12 protein-coding genes are annotated in these 13,028 nt (G+C 77.6%); 7 read left to right on the top strand and 5 right to left on the bottom strand.

The annotated features are described in order from the left end of the window. Positions 1 to 105 precede the first annotated feature (105 nt). Positions 106 to 2,145, top strand: a complete 2,040-nt coding sequence (locus ACI8AF_RS16940; RefSeq protein ID WP_456540905.1) for a sensor histidine kinase — start codon at positions 106 to 108, stop codon at positions 2,143 to 2,145. After that, entirely contained in the window at positions 2,142 to 2,804 is a 663-nt protein-coding gene (locus ACI8AF_RS16935) for a response regulator (RefSeq protein ID WP_456540935.1), read from the top strand. The genes ACI8AF_RS16940 and ACI8AF_RS16935 overlap by 4 nt, the downstream gene beginning before the upstream one ends. Here the strand turns inward: ACI8AF_RS16935 and ACI8AF_RS16930 are convergent. From ACI8AF_RS16930 to ACI8AF_RS16910, 5 genes are all read right to left on the bottom strand, one after another. Further along, positions 2,801 to 3,049: a hypothetical protein gene (locus ACI8AF_RS16930; RefSeq protein ID WP_456540904.1), complete on the bottom strand. Its 249-nt coding sequence runs from the start codon at positions 3,047 to 3,049 to the stop codon at positions 2,801 to 2,803. The genes ACI8AF_RS16935 and ACI8AF_RS16930 overlap by 4 nt on opposite strands. A gap of 170 nt (positions 3,050 to 3,219) precedes the next feature. Then, a complete protein-coding gene (locus tag ACI8AF_RS16925) occupies positions 3,220 to 3,738 on the bottom strand; it encodes a hypothetical protein (protein ID WP_456540903.1) in 519 nt (172 codons plus the stop codon). A 74-nt stretch (positions 3,739 to 3,812) separates the two neighbouring features. Further along, entirely contained in the window at positions 3,813 to 4,268 is a 456-nt protein-coding gene (locus tag ACI8AF_RS16920; RefSeq protein WP_456540902.1) for a hypothetical protein, read from the bottom strand. A gap of 41 nt (positions 4,269 to 4,309) precedes the next feature. Continuing rightward, positions 4,310 to 5,533, bottom strand: coding sequence for a cytochrome P450 (locus tag ACI8AF_RS16915; RefSeq protein ID WP_456540901.1), 1,224 nt, complete (start codon positions 5,531 to 5,533; stop codon positions 4,310 to 4,312). A gap of 43 nt (positions 5,534 to 5,576) precedes the next feature. Next, positions 5,577 to 7,187, bottom strand: a complete 1,611-nt coding sequence (locus ACI8AF_RS16910) for an SIR2 family NAD-dependent protein deacylase (protein WP_456540900.1) — start codon at positions 7,185 to 7,187, stop codon at positions 5,577 to 5,579. 127 nt (positions 7,188 to 7,314) lie between these two features. Between ACI8AF_RS16910 and ACI8AF_RS16905 the strand changes: the two genes are divergently transcribed. From ACI8AF_RS16905 to ACI8AF_RS16885, 5 genes are all read left to right on the top strand, one after another. Then, entirely contained in the window at positions 7,315 to 8,430 is a 1,116-nt protein-coding gene (locus ACI8AF_RS16905; protein WP_456540899.1) for a hypothetical protein, read from the top strand. Positions 8,431 to 8,502: 72 nt separating this feature from the next. Continuing rightward, positions 8,503 to 9,648 (top strand): hypothetical protein, encoded by a 1,146-nt coding sequence (locus ACI8AF_RS16900; protein WP_456540898.1) that lies wholly within the window; start codon positions 8,503 to 8,505, stop codon positions 9,646 to 9,648. Between the two features lies 1 nt (position 9,649). Next, positions 9,650 to 10,756: a hypothetical protein gene (locus ACI8AF_RS16895; protein ID WP_456540897.1), complete on the top strand. Its 1,107-nt coding sequence runs from the start codon at positions 9,650 to 9,652 to the stop codon at positions 10,754 to 10,756. Between the two features lie 11 nt (positions 10,757 to 10,767). Then, a complete protein-coding gene (locus ACI8AF_RS16890; protein ID WP_456540896.1) occupies positions 10,768 to 11,898 on the top strand; it encodes a hypothetical protein in 1,131 nt (376 codons plus the stop codon). Then, positions 11,895 to 13,028, top strand: coding sequence for a hypothetical protein (locus ACI8AF_RS16885; protein WP_456540895.1), 1,134 nt, complete (start codon positions 11,895 to 11,897; stop codon positions 13,026 to 13,028). Before ACI8AF_RS16890 ends, ACI8AF_RS16885 begins: the two co-directional genes overlap by 4 nt.

Here is a 13,028-nt window from a genome sequence, read left to right as displayed (position 1 = left end):
CCGCCCCCAGGGCCCGCCGTCCCGGAGTCCCGGGCAGCGGTGTCCCCGACACGATCCGGTGCTTTCTGCACCGGAAGCCCCGGTGCGGCAGGCAGGATGTCGCGCGTGCCGGAGCCGGGGTCCACCGCGAGCCGGGTGCCCCGCTGGGTGCCCGGGCTGCTCGCACTGGTCGGCGTCGTCTGCACCGCGGTGGCGATCGGGCTGGCCGTGCTCGGCGACGGCATCCCCGTCGACCCCGCCGACGCCATCCTGGGTCTGCTCTACCCGCCGGTGGCCGCCCTGGTCCTGCGCCGGGAGCCCGGCAACCGGGTCGGTTGGCTGCTCATGACGACGGCGATCACCGGCCCGTACCTGCTCTCGGCCGACTACGCGGTCGGCACGGCGCTCGAGCACGGTGCGAACGGGCCGCTCGGCGGCTTCGCCGTGTGGCTCACCGCCTGGGGGTTCGCCCCCTACTACGCGATCATCGCGCTGGTCCCGCTGTACTTCCCGACCGGTCGGCTGCCCTCGGCCCGCTGGCGGCCGGTCGCGCGGGTGCTCGCCACGCTGGTCGCGATCGCCACGGTGGGGGCGATGCTGCGGCAGTCGTCGGACTTCTCCGAGGACCTCGCCAACCCGCTGTCGGTCACCACGACGCTGGTGCCCGAGTACGCGTTGCGCATCGGCGCCATGAGCACCTTCCTGCTCGGGGCGCCGCTCGGCGTGGCCGCCCTGGTCGTCCGCGTGCGCCGCTCGACCGGCACGGAGCGGACGCAGCTGCAGTGGCTCGTCCTGGGCACGTCGGCGCTGCTCGTGTGCGTCCTCGGCACGTTCGTGCTCACCGCCCCCAGCGCTGTGGAGATCGCGCTGTTCGCGGCCGGCTTCGCCGCCGTCCCGGTCGCCATCGCGATCGCCGTGCTGCGGCACGGCCTGTTCGACGTCGGCCTGGTCGCCAGCCGCGCCGTCGTCTTCACGGTGCTCTCGACGCTGCTCGTGCTGGCCTACGCCGCCGTCGTGGCCGTCGCCGGGGAGCTGTCCACCGGCGAGCGGCGAATCGCGGTCGCCGTCGTCGCGCTGAGCGCGCTGGCCGCCGCCGCGCTCTGGGAGCGGGCGCAGCGCGCCGTCGAGCGGCTGCTCTACGGCGAACGGCGCGACCCGCTCGCCGTCGCCGACCGGGTCGGGATGTCGCTGGACCTGGCCGGTGGACCCGCCGAGGCCCTGCAGTCGCTGGCCGACGAGGTCCGCCGGGCCCTGCGGCTGCCGCGCGTGGCCATCGTCCCCGCGGACCCCCGGCTGCCCGCCGCGGCCGCCGACGGGTCGGGTCGCGACGACGGCGACGTCACCGACCTGCCGCTCAACGCCCTCGGCACCGACGTCGGCCTGCTGCGGGTCACGCACCGCTACCCCGGCGAGCGGTGGCGGCGCACCGAGCGGGCCGCGTTCGCCGACGTCGCCCGGCGCGCGGCCGTCCTGGTGTGGGCGGCCGGGCTGGTCGCCGACCTCACCGCCAGCCGCGAGCGGATCGTCGCCGGCCGCGAGGAGGAGCGCCGCCGGCTGCGCCACGACCTGCACGACGGCGTCGGTCCCGAGCTGGCCGGCATGGCCCTGCAGCTGGAGCGGCTGGCCGGCAGGCTCGCCGGCGACGAGCAGCTGGCCGGGCTGGCCGGGCGGCTGCGCGACCAGATGCGGCGCACCGTGGCCGCCGTCCGCCGGGTGGTCGACGACCTGCGGCCGCCCGCGCTCGACGAGCTGGGCCTGGTGGGCGCACTGCGGGAGCACGTCGCGGCCTACCGCATGCCCGTTCCCGCCGGCGCCGCCCCGGGCGAGCCCGAGCCCGACCGGGTCACCGTCGTCGCCGGCGAGCTGCCCGAGCTGCGCGCGGCGGTCGAGGTGGCCGCCTACCGGATCGCCACCGAGGCGGTCACCAACGCCGTCCGGCACGCCGAGGCGGCGGCCTGCCGGGTCACCCTGGCCGCCGAGGACGGCGACCTGCTCGTCGAGGTCGCCGACGACGGCCGGGGCGTCCCCGACGACGCCGTCCCCGGTGTCGGCACCACCAGCATGCGCGAGCGCGCCGCCGAGCTCGGCGGCACGCTCGAGGTCGTCACCGCACCGGGCGCGGGCACCACCGTCCGCGCCCGGCTCCCCCTGGAGGCACCCCGCTGAACAGCACCATCAGGGTCGTCGTCGTCGACGACCACCCCGTCTACCGCGACGGCGTCGCCGACGCCCTCGGCGACGAGGCCGACATCGAGGTCGTGGGCCGGGCCGCCGACGGCGAGGCCGCGGTCGCCGCCGTCGACGAGCACCGCCCGGACGTCGTCCTCATGGACCTGCGCATGCCGGGCACCGGGGGGCTGCCGGCGACCGCCCGGATCGCCGCGACCCACCCCGGCACCTCGGTGGTCGTGCTGACCATGAGCGACGACGACGACTCGGTGTTCGCCGCGCTGCGGGCCGGCGCCCGCGGATACCTGCTCAAGGAGTCGGAGGGCGCCGACATCGCCCGGGCGGTGCGGGCCGCCGCCCGCTCGGAGGCGGTGTTCGGGCCGCGGATCGCCGACCGGGTGCTGGCCTTCTTCGCCTCGTCGCGGGCGCGGTCGAGCGCGGTGCCGTTCCCCGAGCTCACCGACCGCGAGCGCGAGGTGCTCGACCTGGTGGCGCACGGGCTGCCCAACGGTGCGATCGCGCAGCGGCTGTTCCTGTCGGAGAAGACGGTGCGCAACCGGGTGTCCGACGTCCTCACCAAGCTGCACGCGGCCAGCCGCGCCGAGGCGGTGGCGCTGGCCCGCGACGCGGGGCTCGGACCGGCGCCGGCGTCCTAGAGGCCGATCGGCACGTTGCGCGGCTCGGCGTCGTCCCGGGCGGCCTTCTCGGCGGCGAGGGCGAGCTGGGCGACGACCGTGAGCAGCATGGCGTGGTAGCCGATGCCGCCGCCGAGGACGGCCAGCGGCAGGAAGCCGCTCGCGTCCCACGACCAGTAGTGGCCGCAGACGACGGCGACGACGATCCCGAGAGCCGCACCGACGGCCAGACGGGCCTTGACGGCGGGGCGGGACAGGCCGGACATGGTGGTCAACTCCTCGGACGGGACGGTTCGCGACGCCGTCGAGGCTGCCCGGCGGCGCTTGCGCCCCGCTGGGGAACGGCTTGACCCGCCTCCCTCTCGCCGAGATCGCGTGATCTCGGCCCGTCAGAGCGCCTGAGGTGCCGAGATCACGCGATCTCGGCCTGCGCAGGTCAGAACCGGCCGCCGCCGCCGCGTCGCGAGGAGCCCCCGAACGAGCCGCCGCCCGATCGGCGGCTCCCGCCCCCGCCGGAGGAGCTGCCCGAGGAGTCGGACAGCCCCCGGTAGTGGTACGGGGCGGCCTCTCCCTCGGTGAGGCTCAGCCGCCCGCCGAGGAGGAAACCGCTGGACACCAGGGCGACGGTGCCGCCGCCGAAGAGCCACGCGAACGTCGCGCCCTCGACCACCGGGAGCAACGCGATCGCGACGAGCATGCCGACCAGCCCGGGCACGAACAGCCAGCCGGTGAGCCGGGACCGCCACGGACGGTGGGGCAGGGCCCGGGCCGGGTCGTCCGGCGGGCGGGCCGCCCGCTCCCCGTTCCCGGCGGCGAGCAGCACCAGGCCGGCGGCGAGGACCACGGCCCCGGCGGTCCCGTCGCCGTCGCGTCCCGCGGACCACAGCAGGACGAGCGCGACCCCGACGAGGGCGAGCCCGGTCAGCGCGGTCCCCCGCGCGACGGTCCGGGACACGGGCCACCTCCTCGTCGATCCGGTGCGGGGCAACGGTGCCACCGCGGGCCCGCCGCCAGGAAGGGGCACGCGCATCAGTCGCCGCCCCCGCCACCGGAGTCGCCGCCACCTCCTCCCGAGTCGCCACCGCCCCCGGAGTCGAAGCTGCCGCCGCCGGAGTGGTCGGTGTCGAAGCTGCCGCCGCCGGAGAAGTCGCGGTCGAACTCCCCGCCGCCGCTCCAGCGGCGGTCGTCGTCGGAGCCGCCGCCGCTCTCGGCCCCGGCCCAGGTCCCGGCCCCGGCCGCCGCCCGCGAGCTGTCCGAGGAGCTCGACGAGCAGACCGACGACGACGTCCCGGGCGAGCGCGGCCTCCCGGGCGCACGGCCCCACGGCGGGCGCCGGGCGGGGCGCCGCAGGAAGACCACGAGCAGCACCGCACCCGGGACGACGAGCGCCAGGCCGACGGGCTCCCCGGCGGCCAGCACGAGGATGCCGACGACGAGGAGCACCGCCCCCAGCGCGGCGAGCAGCACCCGGCGGTCGTCGGTCACGGCGGGAGAGGGTGCCCGTCCGCCGGCCGGGAGGGAAGGGGTCAGTCCGTGCCGTGCACCTGCAGGACGACGCCGCTGGCCGGCTTCGCCGGGATCCGGCGCAGCGAGATCGACAGGTCCTGCCGGGGGACGTCGAAGCGCAGCTGCGCCAGCCGCACGGCGAGCGCCGACAGCAGCGCCACGGTGATCTGCTCGCCGGGACAGCGGTGACCGGAGCGCGGGTCGCCGGCGCCCTGCGGCACCAGCTCGAAGGCGCCGATGTCGCGGCCGAGGAACCGCTCGGGCCGGAAGGCGTACGGGTCGCCCCACACCTCGGGGTCGTGGTTCTGCCCGTACAGGTCCAGCAGCACCACGGCGTTGGCCGGGATCCGCTGGCCGTCCCACTCGACCGCGTGCGGGGCGCGGCCGCCGATGAACGGCGCGAACGGGTAGAACCGGCGCACCTCGTGCGCGAACGCCTCGGCGAACGCCGGGTCGCCGGAGGCCAGCCGCTCCCGGTTCCCGGGCCAACGGACCAGGGCGTGCGCGGAGAAGGCGACGAACCACGAGACGGCCACCGTCGGCCGGATCACGTTCAGCAGCTCGACCGCGGCGATCCGGGGCTCCAGCAGCTCCCCGTCGGCGTCGCGGTGGTGCGCGACGACGTCGACCGCCGAGCCGACCGGCACCCCCGTCGCCCGCCCCGCCCGGTGGTCCTCGACCAGCTGCGCCAGCCACCGCTCGCGCCGGCCGCGCGCCCGGCGGGCGCGCCAGTGCCGCGGCCCGCCGGTGGCGAAGCCGTCGACCAGGGCCTGCAGGTCCCGGGCCACGGCGGGCACCTCGTCGTCGTCCAGCGGGACGCCGGCCCAGCGGCACACCGCCCCGGTGAGCACCTTCGCCGACTCCTCGAACAGCACGATCGACCGGCGCTGCGCCCACGCGCGCACCGCGTCGTCCCAGGCGGCGGTGGTCCGCTGCACGAGCGGGCCGGTGCCGTCGCCCATCAGCAGGGCCACGAACATCGCCTTGCGCACCCGGTGCTCGTAGCCGTCGAGGGTGTGCACCGCGCCCTTGCCGAACAGCGTCGCCCGGACCGGCTCGGGGATCGCGTGCGCGCGGCGCACGTGGTCCTCGTCGTAGAAGAAGCGGGCGGCGTCCGGACCCTCCAGGCCGACCGCGCGCAGCCCGGCCAGCCGGGTGCGCACCGTCCGCCGGGCACGGGCCCGCCGCTGGTCGGGCAGCCAGCCGTAGCCCCTGGTCAGCAGCTTCGCACCGTCGAACGCCATGGCACGGCCCTTCCCTGGGGACCGGGGCGGCAACCGTGCGCCGTCAGCCCGGGCGCTGCTCCTGCCGGCGGTCGTCGCGCGGCCGGGTGGCCTCGTCGGCCGGGGCGGTGTCGCCGTGCGCGGCCGAGCTGCCACCGCCCAGCCGCCGCAGCAGCGCCGCCACCTCCTCGCCGGCCCAGGACCGGTCGCCGCCGTCCGGCAGGTGCTCGGCGACCGCCCGCAGCGACTCCGCCAGCGCCGTCTCCTCCTCGCTGAGCAGCCCCCGGTAGGCCGGGTCGAGCAGGTAGCCGGTCGGCGGGGTGGACAGGCAGCAGATCAGGTCGAGCAGCACCTCGAGCCGCCGCGCCGCCTCGGCGGCCGGCGTCCCGGCCGAGGACATGGCCACGGTGTCGACGTCGCGCTCCCAGAGCCGGGCCCGCGCCGGGTCCTCGCGCAGCGCCAGCACGGTGCCGCTGCGCCGCCGGCTGCCGACGCCGTCGACGTCCAGCGCGCTGCGCACCTGGTGGGCGATGCGGATCAGGTCGTCGTCGAGCATCGAGGTGCCCACGAACAGCACGTGCCGGGTGAGCAGCAGCGCGTGCAGCACGCCGGCCAGGGCCGCCCGCGCGTCGCCGAGCTGCAGGTACTCCTCGCGGGTCAGGACGACGCTCTGCGGGTGGGCGGCGTCGCCGTGCAGCTTCAGCAGCCACGGCGAGCCCGGCACCGCCTCGTCGTAGGGCAGCACGGTGAGCGTGCGGCCGATGCCCTGCGCGGCCAGCTCGACCAGCGGGTCGTAGTTGGTGGTGACGAACTCCTGCACCGGCAGGTCGGCGATCAGCGCGTGCGCCAGCGCGTAGCAGCCCGGCCCGAACCGCTCCTTGACGAACGCCTCCAGCGCGTCGCGGCCGAGCTCGCGCGCCAGCAGCGCGGCGGCGTCCTGGGGCGGCAGCCGGCCGATGCCGGCGCGCAGCTCCTCGTCCAGCCCCGACCGCTCGGCGAGCTCGCCGAGCAGCTGCTCCCACGTGGGCAGCCCGGCCGCGGCGCTGACCCCGGCCCCCACGAACACCGCCAGCCGGCCGAGCCGGGCGTCCTCGCCCAGCCGCTCGGCGAGCGACCGCAGCCCGTCGGGCAGGTCCCAGCCGTCGGGCTCGCCGCGGCGCACCCGCTGGGCCGCCGCCAGGTCGCTCGGCCCCTTGAGCACCAGCGCGACGTCGAAGCCGTGCTCCCGGGCCGCCTCCCGCAGCACCGGCAGCAGCTCGCGCAGCAGCGTGCCGCGCTCGCCGGCGGCACCGCCCCAGCCGGTGCCCAGCGCGGGCAGCCCGACCAGCCGGCGCGCCCGCCCGTGCACCGGCTCGCCCACCTCGCGCCGGGCCACCGCGGCGAGCGCCTCGCGGGCCCCGTCGAGCAGCCAGGGCAGCCCCCGCCCGCCGTCGTCGACGGTGTCGACCAGCCAGACCCGGCGCGCACCGCCGGCGGGCACCTCGAGCACCCGCTCCTCCCCCGACCAGGACAGCCCGAGGCAGGCGCCGTCGCGGCCCTCCGCGGTGACCAGGTCGTCGGGCAGCAGCTCGCGGAAGCCGGGTGCCACCCGCAGCCGGCGGTCGGTGGGGACGAGCACGTCGTCGCAGGCGAGCCGGGTCAGGTCCGCCCCGACGACGAAGACGTGGCCGTGCACGCCTCCTGCCCTACCCGCCGCGGGCGAATCGGAACGGGACCGGACGGCCGCTCAAGTCCGGTGCAGGTCGGGCGCAAGCCGGCCGCGGAGGCTGGTGCCCACATCCCCGGACCGAGGACGACGACCGATGCCCGCCCCCCTCCTGCGCGGCCTGCGCGTGCTGCTGGGCGCCCTGCTGCTGGTGCCCCTCTCGCTGCTGACCGCGGCCGCCGCCGAGCCCGAGGGCGTCGGGCTCGACGTCGTCTCCCGCACCGAGCTGCCCGCCCCCTCGCCGGAGCCGCGGCCCGAGCAGCTGTCCCTCACCGCCGACGGCGACCTGCTCGTCGTCCTCGGCTGGCTGGGGCTGGGCGTCGTGCAGGCGGACCCGCGCACCGGCGAGGTACGGCAGGAGACCGACCCGGTTCGCGGCGACCTGCTCGAGGCCGACGCCGTGGCCGAGGAGGGCGACCGGCTGCTGCTGGTCACCTGGACGCAGGAGGGCGACACGCCGTTCCGCTACGGCATCGCCGTCGTCGGCACCGGGAGCCGGGTGGTCGAGGAGTTCCGGCGCATCCCGGCCGTGCCCGAGGGCCTGCCCGCGACGCGAGCGGCGTTCTCGCCCGACGGTGCCACGCTCTACGTCCTGCACGAGCGGCCCGGCTCGGTGCCCGAGCTGCTCGCCGTCGACCCCGCTACCGGCGCGGTGCGGGCCGCCACGCCGGTCGAGCCCGGCGTTACCGGCGACTTCCTCCCCGACGAGATCGCGGTGAGCCCGGACGGGTCGACGGTGGTGGCCGCGGTGAGCAGCGGTGGGACGACCGTCCTCGTCCGGGTGGGCGCCGACCTGGCGCCGCTCGGTCCGCCGGTCGCCCTCCCGTCCGCCTGGGACGCGCCGGGCACCGGCGGGGTCGCCGTGGCCGACGACGGCACGGTCTACGCCACCGCCCGGGACACGCGGGCCGAGTACTCGACCGCGCTGGTGACCGTCGCCCCCGGTGCGGCCGACGCCCGGCCGCTCGCCTCCCTCCGCGGTGGGGTCAACGACCTGGCGGTCGCCGACGGCACGCTCTGGGTGGTCGGCGCCGAGGTGCAGCTGTCCCGGTACGACGCCGCGACGGGCGTGCTGGAGGGGGCGCAGGCCCTGTGCGACGACCCGTTCGACAACGAGGGCGGCAACGTCCTCGCGGGCGCCGACGGCACGGTCTGGCTGACCGGCGTGTGCGAGGACGAGGACGCCTACCTCTGGGTGCTGGCCCGGCCCTAGCGCGGCGCAGGTGCGGCGCAAGCGCCGTCCGGAGGCTGGACCCGACCACGCCACCGATCCGAGGACCGCCCGATGCGCCGCCCGCTGCCCGTCCTGCTCCCCGCCGCCCTGCTCGTGCTGGCAGGCTGCTCGGTCGAGGTCCGGGGGACGGCGAGCGGCGCCGACCCGGTCGGCGCCGGGGGCTCCGCCGAGGTGCTGGCGGTCGTCCCGGTCGGGGACGGTCCCTCGGCGCTGACCCCCGACCGCGGCTCGGGCACCCACGCGGTGGTCACGCCCGACGACGCGCCCGAGGGGAGCCCGGCGCTGGTCGCCATCGGCCCGCTGTCCGACGGCGGCGGCGAGGACGTGATCGACGTGGTGGAGGAGCGCACGGTCCCCTCGGTGGGGCAGCCGCACGCCGCGCACACCGCCGACGACGGCACCGTCGTCCTGGTCGGCATCCCGCACCCGGGCGACCCGCTGCGCCTGCGGGTGGTCACCGTCGACGAGGACGGCGGCACCACCGAGCCCGTGACCGTCGACCCCGGGCCCGACGCCCGCTGGGTGCACACCGCCCTCTCCCCCGACGGCGCCACCCTGTACGTGCTCGTCGAGGACCGCGACGGCGACGTGACCCTGGTCGCCGCCGACCCCACGACCGGCACCGTCACCGCCCGCGCGCCGGTCGACCTGCTGACCGGTGAGCCGGTGGAGACGCGCGGCCTGGTGGTCGTCCCGGGCGGCGGCCTGGTGGCGGTCTTCGACGTCGGCGGCTCGGCCGTCGCCGCCGAGTTCGACGCGGCCCTGACCCGCCGCGGCGAGCCGGTGGGCCTCACCCCCGACGGGGAGGACGGCAGCGCCCGCTCGCTGGCCGTCCTCCCCGACGGGCGGGTGCTGGTCACCGTCGAGGTGGGCACCGAGGACGCGCAGCGGCTGCGGCTGGTCACCGTCGCCGCCGACGTCCTCCAGGACGTCGTCGAGCTCGACGCCGGCGCCGAGACCGGCGGATACACCGGCGACGTCGTGGTCGGCACCGACGGGCGGGCCTACCTGCCGGCCCAGGTGGACGGCGAGCTGGTGCTGACCGTGGTCGACGCCGCCGCGGGCGAGGTGCTCGCCGAGCTGCCGCTGTGCGCCGACGGCGAGGTGCGGACGCTGGCCCCGGCCCGCGTCGGCGGGACCGTCTACCTCGGTGGCGACTGCGTCGGCACCGGCGGGGTCGTCTGGGCGGTGGGCTGACGTGCGCACCCGTGTGCTGCCCACCCTGATCGGGGCCGTGCTCGTGCTGTCGGCGTGCGCCGGGCCGGAGTTCTCCGAGCCGGTCCGCGTCGAGGCCGGGCCGCCCGACGCCTGGCCGGCCGAGGTGGTCGTGACCCCCGGCGGCGAGGTGCTGGTGCACTTCGAGCAGGACGCCGACGACAACCCCTGGGTGGCCGTGGTCGACGGCGCCCGCGGCGAGGTGCGCACCGAGGCCCCGGCCCGCCTGCTCGACCTCCAGGCCGACGCGGTCGCCGTCGAGGGCGACCACCTCCTCCTCGCCGGCTGGGGGCAGTGGGACGACCCGCTGCAGCCCTGGGCCTACGGCATCTGGGTGGTGGAGCCCGACACCGGGGAGGTCGCCGGGTTCCGGCGGATCGACGCCGTCCCCCCGGGGATCGAGGACGCGGTCGCCGTGTTCACCCCCGACGGCGCGCTCGTCGTGGCGGTCGAGCGGGACGACGGGACGCCGCCGGTGCTGCACGTCGTGGACCCGGCGACCGGCGCGGCCACCCGCTCCGCCGTCCCCGACCTCGGGGGTCTGAGCGGGCACGCCGAGCTGGTGGTCGTCGCCGACGTCGCCGTCAGCGCGGACGGCACGCAGCTGGTCTTCGAGCTGGTGCCGTGGGACCTGGACGGCGCGGGGGACCCCGTCCCGGTGCTGGTCCGCACGCACGCCGACCTGTCGCCGGCCGGCCCGCCGGTGGCCCTCGGCACCGTCGACTCCGACGCGTTCGTGCACGACGTCGCGATCACCGACGAGGGCAGGGTCTACGCGGGGCTGGCCGACGACACCACCTCCCCCGGACGGTTGGTCGTCGTCGACCCCGGCGCCGGCGAGCCCCGGACGCTGGAGGAGTTCACCGACCTGCCCCTCGCCGTCGAGGTCGCGGGCGAGGAGCTGTGGGTCGTCGGCTACGAGCTGACGCTCAGTCGCGTCGACCCCACCGACGGATCGGTCCTCGCCGCGACCGAGCTCTGCACCGACCGTCCCGGTGGTCCGGTGGGGCTGGCGGTCACCCCCGACGGCGCGGCGTACGTGCTGGCCCGCTGCAACACCGACGTCCCCCTCTGGTGGGTCCGGTCATGAGGAGACCCGCGATGCGCACCCGTTCCCTGCCCGCCGTCCTCCTGGCCGTCGCGCTGCTGGTGCTGGCGGCGTGCGCCGGCGGCATCGACCGCGACGTGCCCGCCGGCGTGCGGCTCGACCAGCCCGACGGCTTCGCCGGGGTGGCCCCGCGGTCGTTCGGGTTCACCGCCGACGGCGACGCGGTGCTGCTGACCACCGACGAGTCCGGCGACGGCGCCCTGCTCACCGTGGTGCCGGCCGGCTCGCCCCGCGCCGACCAGGTGGAGGTCCGGCTCGACGGCTTCCTGCCCGAGGCCGCCACCGCCGAGGGCGACACCTTCCTGGTCGCCGGCTGGCTGCCGGGCGATCCCTCCCCCGACGCCTTCGTCGTCCTGGTGGTCGACGGCGCCGGCCGGGTGCTCGAGCAGCGGGTCGTCGACGCCGTGGGGCCGGGCTGGAGCGAGTCGGCGGCGGTCTTCTCGCCCGAGGGCACGCTGTACGTCGTCCTGGACGGCTACGCGCCGGAGGGGCCGAGGGTCGTCGCGGTGGACCCCGCCACCGGCGCGGTGACCGGCTCGGTCGAGCTGGACCTCGGCCGCTGGGCCGCCGAGCTGGAGTACGTCTTCCCCAGGTCCCTCGCGGTCAGCCCGACCGGCCGCTGGCTCGCCGTCGAGCTGGTGGGTTCCGACCGCGAGCGCGCGGAGCAGGTGCCCCTGGTGGTGCCGATCGACGCCGACCTCCGGCAGGCGGAGGCGCAGGCGCTGGGGACCGGGCACGAGCTGTCGCTGGCCCGGCCCCCGGCGGTCGCCGACGACGGCACCGTGCACGCCGCGGTGACCCGCGAGGACGGCGACGACCTGACCGACGTCCTGGTCACCCGCCCCGGCGGCCGGGACACCACCCGGACGCTCGAAGAGTTCGACGGGGACGCCGACGCGGTGGCCGTCAGCGGCACCGAGCTGTGGGTGCTCGACCGGGAGGGCGAGCTGCTCCGGGTCGACGCGGCCGACGGTGCCGTGACGGGGTCGGCTCAGCTGTGCCCCGGGGAGTCCGAGGCCCCCGTCGTCCTCGCTGCCGGCCCGGACGGCACCGTGTACGCCGCCGCGGTGTGCGAGGGCGCCGCGCACCTGTGGGTGCTGGCACCCGAGGAGGCCCCGCGGTGATCGCCCGCCCCCTCCTGCTGGCCGCCGCCGCGACGCTCGCGCTGTCGGCCTGCACCACCTCCTCCGCCGGCTCCCCGGACCGGCTGGGCACACCCGCGAGCGTCGAGATCGAGGCCCCCTACCCGCTCACGCCGGCCGACGTCGTGCCCACCGCGGACGGCGACGTGCTGGTCCGCTCCCTCGGCGAGCCGGGGGCACCGGACTGGCTGGCGCTGGTGGACGGGGCCGGCGGCGACGTCGGACCGCGGTCGGAGGCGCAGGTCCTCGACCTGGCGGTCGACGCCGCGCGGGTCGACGGGGACGTCGTGCTGCTCGCCGGCTTCGGGCACACCGACCCCTCGGCGCCGTGGGTGTTCGGCGTGTGGGTGGTCAACCCGGCGACGGGGGCCCTGCTGGAGCACCGACCGGTCGACGCCGTCCCCCCGGACCAGGGCGGCACCGTCGCCGCGTTCGCCGCGGACGGCACGCTGGTCGTGCTGTGGACGGCGGGCTCCCCGGCGCCGCCCGTGCTGCACACCGTGGACCCGGCGACCGGGGCGCTGCTGGGGTCGGCGGTCCTGGAGCTGGACGGGCTGGCCGGGCACGCGGGCCACGTCGAGCCGGAGCGGCTGGTGGTCAGCCCGGACGGCGGGCACCTGGTCGTCGCCGTCCACCTGTACGGCCTCGACGGTGCCGAGGAGACGGTGACCGTGCTCGTCCGGGCCGACCGCGGCACCGGTGCCGTGGAAACCCCGGTGCCGCTGGGCGACGGCACCTCGCACACCGGCCTGCACGGCCTGGCGGTCGGCGACGACGGCACCGTCTACGCCGGGCTCGCGCCGAGCGGTGCGCCGGACCGGCTCGCCGTCCTCGGACCGGGCGACGACCGCCTGCGCGACCTCGACGGGACCGGCGAGCTCCCGGTGGCGATCGCGGTCGACGACCGTGGGGTGTGGGTGCTCGGGCCGGGGACGTCCCTCTCCCGGATCGACCCCGCGGACGGGTCGGTCACCGCCACCGCGGAGCTGTGCGGCGCGGGCGCGCGGTCGTCCGAGGCGCTCGCGCTGGCACCGGGCGGGACCGTGCACGCCCTCGGCGAGTGCGCCGGCGGGGTGGTGCTGTGGACCGTGGCCGGCGACGGGTCCGACTGA

It is taken from the genome of Blastococcus sp. SYSU D00669, from assembly GCF_054050715.1.
Note: the sequence above shows the minus strand (reverse complement) of the source record. Positions and strands in the feature narration are given on the sequence as shown.

Coding starts and splice junctions, on each gene's coding strand:
- ACI8AF_RS16890 (WP_456540896.1), top strand. CDS start 10,768: ATGCGCACCCGTTCCCTGCCCGCCGTCCTCCTGGCCGTCGCGCTGCTG.
- ACI8AF_RS16930 (WP_456540904.1), bottom strand. CDS start 3,049: ATGTCCGGCCTGTCCCGCCCCGCCGTCAAGGCCCGTCTGGCCGTCGGT.
- ACI8AF_RS16905 (WP_456540899.1), top strand. CDS start 7,315: ATGCCCGCCCCCCTCCTGCGCGGCCTGCGCGTGCTGCTGGGCGCCCTG.
- ACI8AF_RS16915 (WP_456540901.1), bottom strand. CDS start 5,533: ATGGCGTTCGACGGTGCGAAGCTGCTGACCAGGGGCTACGGCTGGCTG.
- ACI8AF_RS16900 (WP_456540898.1), top strand. CDS start 8,503: ATGCGCCGCCCGCTGCCCGTCCTGCTCCCCGCCGCCCTGCTCGTGCTG.